The 13,975-nt window shown below is 49.7% G+C and carries 11 protein-coding genes; 6 read left to right on the top strand and 5 right to left on the bottom strand.

The features are described from left to right. The first annotated feature begins 4 nt into the window (after positions 1–4). From BST96_RS20190 to BST96_RS20170, 5 genes are all read left to right on the top strand, one after another. The gene (locus BST96_RS20190; protein ID WP_085760422.1) at positions 5–2,026 is read left to right on the top strand and encodes an acetyl/propionyl/methylcrotonyl-CoA carboxylase subunit alpha; all 2,022 of its coding nucleotides are present in this window, start codon (positions 5–7) and stop codon (positions 2,024–2,026) included. A 3-nt stretch (positions 2,027–2,029) separates the two neighbouring features. Beyond that, the gene (locus BST96_RS20185; protein ID WP_085760421.1) at positions 2,030–2,935 is read left to right on the top strand and encodes a hydroxymethylglutaryl-CoA lyase; all 906 of its coding nucleotides are present in this window, start codon (positions 2,030–2,032) and stop codon (positions 2,933–2,935) included. A 112-nt stretch (positions 2,936–3,047) separates the two neighbouring features. Beyond that, a complete protein-coding gene (locus tag BST96_RS20180) occupies positions 3,048–4,118 on the top strand; it encodes an alpha/beta hydrolase (protein ID WP_169714056.1) in 1,071 nt (356 codons plus the stop codon). Positions 4,119–4,320: 202 nt separating this feature from the next. Continuing rightward, complete coding sequence (gene recA, locus BST96_RS20175) at positions 4,321–5,364, top strand: recombinase RecA (RefSeq protein WP_085760419.1); 1,044 nt, start codon at positions 4,321–4,323, stop codon at positions 5,362–5,364. 173 nt (positions 5,365–5,537) lie between these two features. Further along, positions 5,538–6,032: a regulatory protein RecX gene (locus tag BST96_RS20170; protein WP_085760418.1), complete on the top strand. Its 495-nt coding sequence runs from the start codon at positions 5,538–5,540 to the stop codon at positions 6,030–6,032. Here BST96_RS20170 and BST96_RS20165 read toward each other — a convergent pair. After that, positions 6,029–6,466: a type 2 periplasmic-binding domain-containing protein gene (locus BST96_RS20165; protein ID WP_085760417.1), complete on the bottom strand. Its 438-nt coding sequence runs from the start codon at positions 6,464–6,466 to the stop codon at positions 6,029–6,031. The genes BST96_RS20170 and BST96_RS20165 overlap by 4 nt on opposite strands. A 2-nt stretch (positions 6,467–6,468) precedes the next feature. Next, complete coding sequence (locus BST96_RS20160) at positions 6,469–7,764, bottom strand: hypothetical protein (protein WP_157118029.1); 1,296 nt, start codon at positions 7,762–7,764, stop codon at positions 6,469–6,471. Between the two features lie 278 nt (positions 7,765–8,042). Between BST96_RS20160 and BST96_RS20155 the strand changes: the two genes are divergently transcribed. Continuing rightward, positions 8,043–8,678 (top strand): GNAT family N-acetyltransferase, encoded by a 636-nt coding sequence (locus tag BST96_RS20155; protein WP_085760415.1) that lies wholly within the window; start codon positions 8,043–8,045, stop codon positions 8,676–8,678. Here BST96_RS20155 and BST96_RS20150 read toward each other — a convergent pair. The 3 genes from BST96_RS20150 to BST96_RS20140 form a co-directional block, all read right to left on the bottom strand. Next, a complete protein-coding gene (locus BST96_RS20150) occupies positions 8,658–10,028 on the bottom strand; it encodes an ATP-binding protein (protein ID WP_085760414.1) in 1,371 nt (456 codons plus the stop codon). The genes BST96_RS20155 and BST96_RS20150 overlap by 21 nt on opposite strands. Before the next feature lie 15 nt (positions 10,029–10,043). Further along, complete coding sequence (locus BST96_RS20145; protein ID WP_085760413.1) at positions 10,044–10,751, bottom strand: response regulator transcription factor; 708 nt, start codon at positions 10,749–10,751, stop codon at positions 10,044–10,046. A 122-nt stretch (positions 10,752–10,873) separates the two neighbouring features. Further along, entirely contained in the window at positions 10,874–13,834 is a 2,961-nt protein-coding gene (locus BST96_RS20140) for an insulinase family protein (RefSeq protein WP_085760412.1), read from the bottom strand. Between the last annotated feature and the right edge of the window lie 141 nt (positions 13,835–13,975).

The following is a 13,975-nucleotide window of genomic DNA, read 5'->3' as shown; positions in this document are numbered from 1 at the left end:
ACCGATGACTATTCAATACTTTCATAAAATTCTGATTGCCAACCGCGGTGAAATTGCCTGCCGGGTTATTCGCACAGCCCGTAAACTCGGTATTCGCACCGTAGCGGTTTACAGTGATGCGGATAAAGATGCCCTGCATGTCAGTATGGCCGATGAAGCCATACATATTGGTGCGGCGCCTTCGAGGGATTCTTATTTAGTGTATGAGCGGGTTATCGAGGCGGCGAAAAAAACCGGCGCAGAAGCGATTCACCCCGGCTACGGTTTTCTTTCTGAAAATGCAGCATTTTGTAAAGCCTGTAAAGATAACGATATTGTTTTTATCGGCCCTCCGGTTGGCGCTATCGAAGCAATGGGTTCCAAGTCTGCGGCCAAAACCATTATGGAAAAAGCCGCTGTTCCTTTAGTGCCCGGTTATCATGGTGATGATCAAAGCAGAGACATATTAAAACAAGCCGCTGATGAGATGGGCTATCCGGTACTGCTTAAAGCGGTTGCTGGCGGCGGTGGTAAAGGCATGCGTCAGGTATGGAGTGAAGCGGATTTTGATGAAGCATTAGAGGCCGCTAAACGCGAGTCACTTAACGCCTTTGGCAATGAGGATATGCTGGTAGAAAAATATTTAACCCAGCCCCGCCATGTAGAAATTCAAGTCTTCTGTGACCAGCAGGGCAATGCCGTGTATTTATTTGAGCGGGACTGCTCAGTGCAGCGCCGCCATCAGAAAGTGATTGAAGAAGCGCCGGCACCGGGAATGACCGAGACACTGCGTAGCGCTATGGGTGAAGCGGCTATTCGCTCCGCTCAGGCGATTAACTATGAAGGTGCGGGTACTGTAGAGTTTCTATTAGATAGCGATGGCTCCTTCTATTTTATGGAAATGAATACCCGCTTGCAGGTAGAGCATCCGGTAACAGAAATGATCACTGGCCAGGATTTAGTGGAATGGCAGTTGCGTGTTGCCGCCGGTGAACCGCTGCCAGCCAGTCAGCAACAGCTAAGCATAAGTGGCCACGCTTTTGAGGCACGTATTTATGCGGAGGACCCGGATAATGATTTTCTTCCTGTGACCGGTACGTTGTCTTTTCTTCAGCCACCAGCAAGCTCAGACCATGTTCGAGTGGATACCGGGGTATTGCAGGGAGATGAGGTCAGTGTCTATTACGACCCGATGATAGCCAAACTGATTGTCTGGGATGAAACCCGGGAAAAAGCCTTGCAGCGTTTAACCCAGGCTTTAAAGGACTATCGTATTGGTGGTATGACCACCAATATCGATTTTCTCTATAATCTGGCCAGCAGCAAACCCTTTGCTGAAGCCGAGTTGGATACCGGTTTTATTGAAAAACACCACCCGCTTATTTTCCGCAGCCGCAGCGCTGATATCGAGCAGGCAGTAGCTCTGGCCAGCTTGTATTTGATGCTACAGCAGCAACAGCAGGCGGAGCGCAATCGTGCCAACTCAACGGATGCCAACTCTCCCTGGTTTGATGCCAGCGGCTGGCGTTTAAATGAAGCTCCTCAACATCAGTTTGAACTACAAATACAGCAGCAAGTTATAGCGGTAACAGCAGAACAAATAGGCAAAGGTGTAAACCGTCGTTACCGTATTAGCGCCAATGGCAACACGACCACCGTGCAGGGTAGTTTGCATAACCATCAACTTAAGGCGACACTCGATGGCCACCAATTATCCGCCACAGTGGCCGAGCATCAAGCTGGTTATAGTCTTTATACACAAGATAGTGCTGTCACTTTTAATCTGCTACAACCCGACCTTGGCGATACCGAAGATTGCGCTGGCGCTGGCGGTTTAGCCGCGCCAATGAATGGCACTATGGTGGCCCTGTTAGTTGAAGCCGGTGCTACGGTGAAAAAAGATGATGCCCTGCTGGTAATGGAAGCGATGAAAATGGAACACACCATAAGGGCACCTGCCGATGGCAAAGTGGTTGAGTTTTATTATCAGGCAGGCAGTTTGGTGGATGGTGGTAGTGAGCTGGTAAATTTTGAAGCGGTTGAATAAATAATGAATGTGCCAAAAAAAGTGCGATTGGTTGAAGTGGGCCCCCGTGACGGTTTGCAAAATGAACAGCAAGCTATCGATACCGGCACAAAAATACAACTGATTGAACAGCTGGCAGCCGCGGGTCTTGGTTATATTGAGGCTGGTGCTTTTGTAAACCCCAAGTGGGTGCCACAAATGGCGGGCAGTGCTGAGGTGTTTGAACAGCTTAAACGCGCTGAGCATGTTACTTATGCGGCGCTGGTGCCAAACCTGCAAGGCTTTGAGCGGGCGCTGGCGGTTAATGCCAGCGAGGTTGCCGTGTTTTGTGCCGCTTCTGAAGCCTTTACCCAAAAAAATACTAACTGCTCTATTGAAGAAAGTCTGCAACGTGCCGCTGCCGTGATCGACGCCGCGACGACAGCCGGGATAAAAGTGCGGGGCTATATTTCCTGCGTGGTTGGCTGCCCCTATGAAGGTGCGATTGATCCCGCCCAAGTGGCCTATGTGGCCAAACGGCTATTTGACTTGGGTTGCTATGAAATTTCTCTGGGCGATACGGTGGGGGTGGGGACGCCAATAGCCGTTAGCCAAATGTTAGCTGCGGTGAGCGATAACATCCCCATGGATAAACTGGCGGTGCATTTTCATGATACCTATGGTCAGGCGCTGGCCAATATTCTTGCGGCTCTGCAATTGGGTGTGGCGGTGATTGATAGCTCTGTTGCAGGGCTGGGCGGTTGCCCCTATGCCAAAGGTGCCTCGGGCAATGTCGCCACAGAAGATGTTGTCTACCTGTTAGATGGCATGGGTATAGAACACGGTATTGATCTGCCACAACTGGCCAGTACCGGGCGCTGGATATCCGCTCTGCTGGGTCGGGCTCCGGCATCTAAGGTAGCCCAGGCGCTGGCCGCTGATATCAAGTAACCCGGCTTGCTATAGCGGCCTGCATAAAGACATTCTATGTCGTGGGACTTGCGGCAGTAGCAATGCCATAATGCTTATTCTAATAAACTTCTGGATACGCGAGAAACCCTTGATGTTACTTTTAGCTCCCCTTGTCATTGTGCTGGTCTTGTTTGTTGTGACTCAATTTTATTTTCAGGGGGAGGACTTATCCCAGTATCAGCAGCCTCGCCCTGAGGTGATCAATGCCGGGGTTGAGCCCAGTGAAGCCCATGGGGGTATTGTTGCCTTTCTGACACCGACGGCGGAAAGTCGGGCCAAGGTTAAGCAGCTGGATAAAAATGCCAGGCTGCTCTCTATGCGTGAGGGCATGGACAAGTTTGGTAAAACCGCTCAATTTGAGGGCAAGATAATCCCCGTTGATTATCAGGGTATCAAAGGCGAGTGGTTGGTGCCCCCCAATGCCAATGTTCAAAACCGTATGCTCTATATTCACGGCGGCGCTTTTCTGATGGGCAGCCCTGTGAGCCATCGCCCCATTACCGCTCACTATGCCAGGCTGATTGGCGGCCCGGTGTTTGCACTGGACTACCGTTTATTGCCAGAGCACCAACGTCAGGCAAGTATTGATGATAGCCGCGCCGCCTACCAATGGATATTGGAACAGGGGCCGGAAGGGGCGGCGAATTTAAATAACCTCTATGTTTCCGGTGACTCTGCGGGGGGCAATTTAGCGCTGGCCTTAAGTCTTTGGGTACGCGATAAAGGTTTGCGTGCTCCGCAAGCTGTGGTGGCTCTGGCGCCGGTGACCGATAGTACCTATACCAGCCCCAGCCTTACCAGTAATGTTAAAACCGATGTATTGCTGTCGCCGCTGGCGGGTGCTCTGGCTAAATACCACCAGAGCCTGCTAGTGTGGTTTACGGCGGTGACCTATCGTATACGGCCTGCCGACCCCAGTATTTCTCCGGTGTTTGGTGACCTGAGTAATTTACCTCCAACCCTGATCCATGCCAGCAGCAATGAGATGTTGCTGGATGACTCGGTACGTTTTGCTAATAAAGCCCGCGCCGCAGGCTCACCGGTAACGCTGAAAGTCTGGCATGGTCTGCTCCATGTCTGGCATATGTTTGTGGATACCGTGCCAGAGGCCCAGCAGGCCTTTGCTGATATTGAACAATTCCTGAAACAGCACTCTCGCTAAGCCCATTTGGAAAAAACTTTTACTTGCACTAAAAAAAAGTTTGTCTATGATACTGTTTATGTGTACAGTACTTCCAAATCGGGCCACACAGACCAAATATTCCGCTGGGTACCCGCCGCAGATTGCTGCAATCTGTGCCCGGCACAATATTTAGCCAACGATAATAGCTAATAATATATAGCGAGAAGCGAGAGAGACGATTATGGATACCAATAAAGAAAAAGCCCTATCAGCCGCCTTGTCCCAAATTGAGCGTCAGTTTGGTAAAGGTTCCATTATGAAAATGGGTGAAGAGTCACGGGAAGCCATTCCTGCGATCTCTACCGGCTCACTGGGTTTGGATGTGGCTTTAGGTATAGGCGGTTTACCTAAAGGACGTATTGTAGAAATTTATGGCCCTGAATCATCCGGTAAAACCACACTGACTCTCAGCGTGATTGCCGAAGCACAAAAGAACGGCGCTACCTGTGCCTTTATCGATGCGGAGCATGCACTGGACCCTTCTTACGCTGAAAAGCTGGGTGTTAATATCGACGATATGCTGGTATCCCAGCCAGACACCGGCGAACAGGCTCTTGAAATTACCGATATGTTGGTACGTTCCGGTTCTGTTGATGTCGTCGTAGTCGACTCAGTGGCAGCACTGACCCCTAAAGCAGAAATTGAAGGGGATATCGGCGACTCTCATATGGGCCTTGCAGCGCGAATGATGTCACAGGCTATGCGCAAAATGACCGGCAATATCAAAAATGCCAACTGCCTGGTGATCTTTATCAACCAAATCCGTATGAAAATTGGTGTCATGTTTGGTTCGCCAGAAACCACCACTGGCGGTAATGCACTGAAGTTTTACTCATCAGTACGTTTAGATATTCGCCGCACTGGTGCTATCAAAGATGGCGATGAAGTCATTGGTAACGAAACCCGCGTTAAGGTTGTGAAAAACAAAGTATCACCACCCTTTAAGCAGGCTGAATTCCAGATTATGTACGGCAAAGGTATTTACCGTATGGGTGAAGTTATCGACCTTGGCGTTAAGCAGGGGCTGATAGATAAAGCCGGTGCCTGGTATGCCTATAACGGTGACAAGATTGGGCAGGGTAAAGCCAATGCGGCAAAATTCCTGCTGGATAACCCGGATATTGCCGACACCATTGAAGGTAAAATTCGCAGTGAGTTATTAGGCCCTGTTAGTGGCGGCACGCCAGACCTACAGGTAGTAGAAGATATGGAAGCCGCCGAATAACCCTGCAACCCACCGCCGCCTGACTGCTGCCCTCGTCATTCCCGCGTAAGCGGGAATCCAGCGCTGTAGAGTAGGGTGGATTATAATCCACCAGGGCTTTGCCCGAGCAGACATAAGCGGTGGATTATAATCCACCCTACGGGCTGTGCTGAGAGTGGGGTTAGAAAATAACAATGCCTGTTAAGCCCAAAGAAATAAAACCTGTTGATATTCGCCGTGCTGCTATGGATTTGTTGGCGCGGCGGGAACACGCCTTTCAAGAGCTGGTTAATAAGCTCTCTACCAAATTCCTTCGCTATGCTGATTATGGTTACTCTTTTGATAAGGAGTGCCTGATGGAGCTGATAGCTGACCAGATATTTACCCTAAAAAATGAAAACCTGCAAAGCGATGAGCGCTTTGTAGAGTCCTTTATTAACGGCCGTAAATCATCCGGTAAGGGCCCCTTGAGAATCCGCCGTGAGCTGGAGCAAAAGCAAGTGAGTTCAGCGTTGATTAATACCTACCTTGAAGCAGTCGCGGATGAGTGGCACGGATTGGCACAAGAGGTTTATCTAAAAAAGTTTGGTGGGCAAGAATCAAAAGACTTTAAGGAAAAAGCCAAACGCAGCCGCTTTTTGGTTTACCGTGGCTTTTCCCACGAGTTAGTCAGGTCGATTGTTCGTTAAGGAATTCTTAACAGCACTTTGACTGAGGCGTCGACTGCAGAGCTATTAATATAGCCAATCATGCTGGGGTTATCGGCTACCAGTAATTTTACTTCATCATCGTTGCTAACCTGGTTAGGGGGTTGGCTTTTACCGGTAAATACCTGTCTTGCCCAGTAGGCATTCAACTGGTTTTGATTCTTATTAACCAGCTTTTTATAGAACTCATTGCGCACATCACTGCTTCTTTCCTGGTCGATAGGGATAACCAGTTTGCCGTTAGGCAAGGTCTTGGTTTTGCCCAGAAAAATATTAGACGCTTGAGCGGGTGAAATATTGCTCATATCGATATTGGGGTGAACAACAACAGAGACCTCAGCATGGGCGGCGCTGAATAACAGGCAGCTGATACAGGTCAGTGATAATCGGCGTAGGTAGGCAGTATTCATCTTCATGACTAAAACACCACATCGAGAACGATAGAGTAAATATCGATATTGTCGATGTCCTCTGGACCACTGCTACCGTTGAGCTCATCAAAGCGCAGCCCGTTCCAGATACCACCGGTGCCGTCCATGTCGGTATAGTGTGTCCACTCCAGCTTGGCACTGGTGTTTTCAGTCAGGTTATAGCGTAGGCCCGCAGCATAGGACGTACCGGTAAAGTTAATAAACTGGCCGAGCAAAATATCCACCGGGTCATCTTTGGGTTCGTTGGTGGTATAGGACTTTCCATAGGTGAAGTGGGGCATAAATTTGCCCATATGCTTGCCCAGCGTGACATAACCGGAATCAGTATCTCGGAATACCGTGGTCTGGTCGGTCTTGTAGGTTGAGATTTCTGTAATGGCTAACCAGTTGCCATCATCGTACATCCCGGCAAGGGTGTAGTAGGTGCCACCGTCTTCAATATTTTCTGTAGGCTCAAAGCCTGCAAACTTGGAAAATTCGATATCAAATTTAAAAGCGCTGATGCGGTAAGTCCAGGGGCCACTGCTTGAGGTGATATTGCCGCCAAAGAAGTTACTGGTATCAAAATTATCGTCGTTATCATTGCCTGCAAACACCTGTAGTTGGTGTATCCAGTCGCCAGTGGATGCGGTGTATAGCAGGTCTATACCTTCATAATTTTTAATCGGCAGCGCATAGACTTCATTGGGTGGCCTAACCCAGGGGTAGCTAAAGCCCACATCTAAGGACTCAGAAAAAAGATAGAGCGGCAACCTTAAACGGCCGGCACGAAAGGACAGGTCATCCGTCAGGTTATAACGTAAAAAAGCCCACTCGGCTTCCAGTTCCCAGTTGTCAGCGGCACGGGCAACCATTTGCACCGTCACATCGGATTTGGGGGATAATTGAAAACTGGTTTGAAGGCCAACAATGGTATCAGTATCAAAGGTGATGTCGTCGCTGATATCGATATTTTGGTCATAAACAGCAGGGTCAGCTTTGGATGCGCCGGCGGTTAGAAAGCCGTTGATCTTTAAGGCACTTTGCTGTTTTTCCAGTGAACGTTTTACGCTGGATATTTGAGTTTGGTTATTTTGGCGAGCAGGGACAAGCTGCTCCTGAATAGTGGCTTCTGATTCCTGCTTTAGTTGTTTGATTTCTTCTTTGAGCGCGTCATTTTCAGCCTGTAAGGCTTTAAACATTTGGTCAATTTCAGCATCGGTATAGGCTAGTGACACAGAAGGCAATAGTGCCAGAAGCAATAGAGGGATAATGCGTTTATTTATTTGCAGGGGTATAGCCATTGTTATTCGTGGTATCTTGATTGAGCCCAGAGCGTTTATTGTCATTATAATGCCCAAAGAGTATAGCAATAATATATTTTGAAGCCAGCGCTATCTCCATAGGTTTTTAATCAATGCTCAGGATGTTGATAGCGGCTGGGTGACTCAGGCGATGGGCTTCCTATGTTCCGGTGGCTGAGTATAAAGTGTTAATCGCTGTTCTGCTAAGCTTATGGTCAATATCGTGTTAGTTTCCAGTGATGTCCAGCTTAGCAGCGTTGCAACGAAGCCAGGGGATAATGAATATAGACAGTTCTATCGTTGAGGCGACACCAGCCAGCTCTGGCTTGGCCGCACTGTTGGCCAAGGCCTTTGCTGATGACCCGGTGATGGCTTATATCATCCCGCAGCAGCAAGGCCGCTTGCAAAGGATTGAAGGCATTATGCAATTGGCGATAAAAACTTATCGCCACAGTGGGCTGATTGAAACGGTGGCAGGCCGGTCAGCGGCGGTATGGCAGCGGCCCTCTCCTGGGGAGCCCTCACTGTTAGCGGTTATCCTTAATTCCCTTGAAGCGATGGTGCGCTTGCGGGGTGCGGTTGATCGGGCGCAGCAGGTGCAGCGCATAACGGCAGCGGCGCGTATTGCGCAGCCTCATTGGTATTTGGCGATTATTGGTACGGACCCGGCTTGTCGCGGTCAGTGGCAGGGTGGGGCATCGCTGGCAAGCCAGCTATTGCTATCGGTGTTAAAGCGTTGTGACCAGCAGCAGTTACCGGCCTATCTGGAGTCCTCTAACTACCATAATCTGGGTTTTTACCGACGCTTTGGCTTTGAGGTGACGCAAACCTTGCAGCTGCCTGATGGGCCCGCTATGTGGGCGATGGTGCGAGAGCCAGAGGCTGGCCAGTCATCAGTGGCTTTCTACCAGTAAGTTATCCGGCAGGCTGATAGCGACTTCAAAGCCACGGCTAATATTGCGTGCTTTAATGCTGCCGCCATGGTGTTCAATCGCTCGGCTCGCAATGGATAAGCCCAGACCATGGCCTCCGGTATCACTATGACCACGCTCGGTTTCCACGCGATAAAACGGGTGGAAGATATTTTCGATCAAATCATCAGGCACACCCTGACCCTGATCACTGACGGTAATACGAATATTGCCATCGGCTGGTTGATAGCCAAGATGAATGGTCACGGTGGTATTTTCAGGGGCGTGGCGCAGGGCGTTTCGCGTCAGATTATCTACCGCATGCCACATTAAATTACCGGAAGTGGTAAATAATAATTCTTCCAAATCGGTTTTCACTTCAATAGTTTTATGGCCTTGCTCGGCTTCTAATTGGTCATCGCTGGCAATACCTTTGACCAGTGAAACCAGGTCGATGGTGTCATCCAGTGGCTGGTTATAGTTGGGAACAACCAAGAGTTGCCCAATTAATGCATTTAAACGGTCGCATTCTTTTTCTACCCGCTCCAGTTCCGCGGTATCTTCGCCGTGCTTGCGTTGGGCCAGCGCCAGAGCAACTTGAATACGGCCCAAGGGTGAGCGCAGTTCGTGGGAAATATCCCGTACCAATTGTTTTTGTTCTTCCAGTGTTTGGCCAATACGCTCCGCCATATTATTAAAATCATGGCCCAGCTCAGAAATTTCATCACTGCGGTATTTGCTTAAATCAAAGCGGAAATCCAAATTGCCTTCGGCTAACTCTTGGGTGGCATCTCGCAGGGCAACAATAGGGCGGGTGATGGCCCGGGCCATAAAGAAACAGATTAAACCACTGACCAGGATCGCCGCCAATAAACGGAACCAGATATAGGTGGTAAAAAAGTAAACCAGTGGCGAAGGGGGTAAGGGGGTAGCTATTAATAATTCTGAAATGGGTTTGCCATCTCGAATAAGCAGTTGGCCATAGAGCATTGAGGTGGTGAGTTTAACCGTGAGCTTGGGTTGCTCCAGCGATAATTGCGCGGCGGCACGGCGCACATCATCTGGTACAATGGTTGAGCGTTTAGGGTCTTCCAGATTAATAATATAGGCATTAACACTGTGGATACTCGGCAGGCCTTGAATCCACAACTCCAGCTCTTTAGGGGTTCTTTCTTGAGCAATATCTGCGGTGCGCGACAAAATACCTTGTGCAGCTTTACCCAACTCATAGGGAGAAGGGTTGGGCGACTGTTCGATTTCTGCGATATAACGCGTGGCCGCCAACATGGCGAGTAATACCGCAATGGTAATTAACCAAAAGCTAATAAAGATTTTAAAAAAAAGCCGGTTCATTGGCGCAGCCTAAACCTATTTGTCTTCAGTCAGCATGGCTTGGGTAAACTGGTAGCCTACACCACGAATATTTTTTATCAGGTCATCATCGACGCCGCACTGGCTGAGTTTTTTGCGGATATTGCTGATATGCACGTCAATGCTGCGGTCATAGGCGGCCAGTTTGCGTTTTAATACTTCACTGGAAATATTTTCTTTATCCACCACGCTGCCAGCCCGTTGCATGAGCAGCTGCAAAATTTCAAATTCGGTTGAGGTTAAATGAATCGCTTCCTCTTTGTAATACAGTTCGCGGCGGGTGATATCCAATAATAATTCACCGGTGGATAAAATACTGGGGGACTTTTGCTGCTGGGTATTTTGCGCACGGCGTAATACAGCTCTTACTCGGGCGGCTAACTCTTTAGGGTTACAGGGTTTGGGCACATAGTCATCGGCACCCAGTTCCAGGCCCAGAATACGATCGGTATCGTCACCCCTTGCGGTTAGCATCACTACTGGGAGGTCGCTGGTATTACGCACGGCCCGCAATACATCCAGACCTTGCCTGCCGGGCAGCATAATATCCAATACCATCAGGTCATATTTTTTGCTTTGAAACTCATCGACAGCCACGTCGCCATTGTGCACGGAGGAAACGGTAAAGCCCTCCAGTTGCAGAAAGTCTGTTAGCAGGCGGCATAGCTCAACGTCATCGTCGGCGATTAAAATATGTGAGTTCATAAAATCATTACCCTTTTAGAGTACTTCTAACATCTTATACGCCATAGATTGTTATGGAACCGTACGGCTGCGGCTATCTCCTTTACATAACTTTTATATCGCTAGGCCTAACTTAACAGCTTCTAGACGGTCTGGGTCTCAATAGCGTTAATTTTCACAAAATCGCCCAGTGGTTCGGCATTAGACTGGTTGGTAACCACCGCCAGACTGGCGCTCTCGGGTGTTAAATAGCGGCTGGTAACACGCTTTAAATCATCCAGTGAGACTTCAAGCACCCGCTGCCTAAAGCCGCTGCGCTGTGCGTGGCTGCGGCCAAATAAATTATTGTGAAAGGACTGTTTGGCTTCACCGGCAGGTGAGCCCGGTTTATCGAGGCTGCTGATCACCCCTAAAATAGCCTGCTCTAATTGCTCGGGGTCATGCTCGGTTTCCAGTAGCCAGTTAACCGCGCCATCAAAATCTTGCAGGGTCTCTTCCAGCCGCGGGTCGCGATAAGAATAAAAGCGGAATGAAGCCGTATTGGAATCCTGACTGGCGCCACCCCCATAAGCGCCCCCTTGTTCGCGGATAGCCCGATGTAAATAACCATTGCGCAGAAAACCGCCCAGTACCGTTAAAGCCGCAGCATCAGGGTGTTCAGAGGTCACGGTGGGGTAGGCCTTGGCACAAAAGTTAACCTGAGTATTGGCTATCCATAATTGCTTATTGATCTGGCGAATAGTGTCCGGCTTAAATGGGCTGGTCTTCGTTGCTACAGGGGTATCCGCCCATAAGGTGCTAATGCTCTGTTGGCATTGCGCCAGTTTATCGGCTTCGGCTACCAGTAAACACTGTTTGGGGGCGGCGAGTATAAGCTGATGCAACTCTTGGAGTTTGTCCGCATAGGCTTGCAGCCCTGCCTCGTTTTGCAGGCTATCATCCAATTGTTTGACTGCTTGGATACCGGCTAAGCCGCTTAATTGATGGCTGAGCTGTGCCACTGGGCTCATACCTGAGCTGGCAGCTGTCATCGCCAGACTATGGCCGTTATTGGTTACCGACTGTTCCCGGCGGGCGCGTTGCTGGCCCACCAGTTCACGCAGTCTTGGCAACTCATCGAAACGGGCATCTTGTAAGGTTTGCTGCATCAATTGCGCTTGTTGCTGCTGGTTGCGTGACAGAGCCTTGGACGACAAAATTAAATAACTGCTCACCGCTTGCTCGTTATCAATGGCGCCGCGCATCGTCGTAAAGGCATTAATGCTGCCACAGATATTGGCCTGCCAGGCCTGAGTGGCCAAATAGTCTTTATCGCCTATGCCAATTTCAGTCAGGGCGCTGGTGTAATAGGGCAGCAATGCAGTGAGTTCATCGGATAATGCCGGTAACTCAATTAACACTTGCTGGTAAACCAGGCCGTTGGTGCCCTGAGAAAAACTATGGGTGGGCATACCACCCAGTGTGGCGGTATCACCTGTCACCTGTCGAATGGTGGGGGGGACATCTTCAAGGCCCACTTTCGGTAGAATAGATTCATCGTCCTTTTGCCGTTGCCGCTCGTTTAAGGCATGGGCCTGATCGATAATCTGCTGTTTTTCCTGCTCGGTCAACGCCGCTTTGATCTCGGCCAGTTTGGCCGCTTCTGCCTGATCCCGCTGTGCCGACAATTCGCTGTCGGGTGCCATGGTCAACGTGACCCGGTGGGGGTTGTCGATTAATAACTTTTTCGCCAGTCCTTTAATAAATTCAGGGTCTTTAATATCTTCACGCAGTTGTTCTAATACCGGGTCCAGATTCAGTACCGCTATAGGGTCGCCCCGGTGAGTGGCATTGCCGATGGCTGCAAGAATAAGTTGCAGGCCAAAGGGGTAGCCATCGCCGCCCACTTCCCGCTGGTGTAGCTCTAACTGGTGCAATACGGCGTCGACCTGTTGCTGGGGAACGCCATTGTCAGCCACATCTTGTATGGTTGATAGAATCATCGCTTCGATATTGTCTACGTCGGCGGCCTGTGCGCCTTCAACACCGCAGACAAAGGTTAGCTCACGCATGGAGTCTTCAAGGCCGCATAAAGGGGAGGGTGAATTGGCCAGTTCGGTGGTTTCCAGGGCGCGTTGCAAGGGCGAGTTACTGTTATCCAGCAGTACGCTAGACAGTAATTGCCCTTGTAATAAATCTTGCAGATTGGCGCTCTGCCCCCATAACCAGCCCATAACCACATGGTTTTTATTGTCACTGCTGCCCTCTTCATCAAAGGCATAATGTTCTTTGGCGGCAACCGGCGCGCTATAACGTTTTTCTTCAGGGACATGGATATTGATATCCAGTTTTTCAAACCGTGACAGTGCCCGTTCTTCAAAGCTGGCGTGATGTTCTTCGGCACTGATATTGCCGTAGGTCATAAAGATCGCATTGCTGGGGTGATAGTGGGTGCGATAAAAGTCGAGCAGTTGCTGGTAACTGAGGTCGGGAATATCAACTGGGTCGCCGCCACTGTTGTAATGGTAGGTGGTGGTTGGGTAGAGGTGCTTGCACAGGGTTTGCCACAGCGTGCTGGGCACTGAACTCATCGCCCCCTTCATTTCATTAAACACTACGCCTTTATAGACCAGGTCGCTGTCGGCATTATCGGTTTCAGCAAATTCTACCCGATGGCCTTCCTGGGCAAAGTCCATCTCATCCAACCGGGAAAAGAACACCGCATCCAAATAGACCTCTAACAGATTGTTAAAGTCTTTGCGGTTTTGGCTGGCAAAGGGGTAGGCGGTCCAGTCGGAGCTGGTAAAGGCATTCATAAAGGTATTGAGTGAGCGACGGATCATCATAAAGAACGGGTCGCGTACCGGGTAGCGCTCGCTGCCGCAGAGGGCGGTATGCTCCAGGATATGAGCCACACCGCGGGAGTCCATAGGCACGGTTCGCAATGCGACCAGAAAGACATTCTCATCATTATTGGCGGCCATATGGTAGTGGGCGGCACCGGTTTTTCTATGGCGGTATTCTTCAACGGTGATATTCAGTGAGTCGATGGTTTGGCTGCGAACCCACTCGAAGGCGGGGTGGTTTGAGCGGCTGTCATTTACTGCTTGGCTGGCTGAAGTCATTAGTTATCCGTGATGGTCAATATAAGCGGGCTATTGTAACGCCTAATTGCCCGTTACGGGCAGTTTTTTGGCTAATCCAGCCAGTCCTTTGAAACGTAAGAAGTCATTGATATCACTTAACAAATATAAACTTTCAATATA

The sequence above is a fragment of the Oceanicoccus sagamiensis genome (genome assembly GCF_002117105.1).
Taxonomy (GTDB): Bacteria; Pseudomonadota; Gammaproteobacteria; order Pseudomonadales; family Dasaniaceae; genus Oceanicoccus; species Oceanicoccus sagamiensis.
Note: the sequence above shows the minus strand (reverse complement) of the source record. Positions and strands in the feature narration are given on the sequence as shown.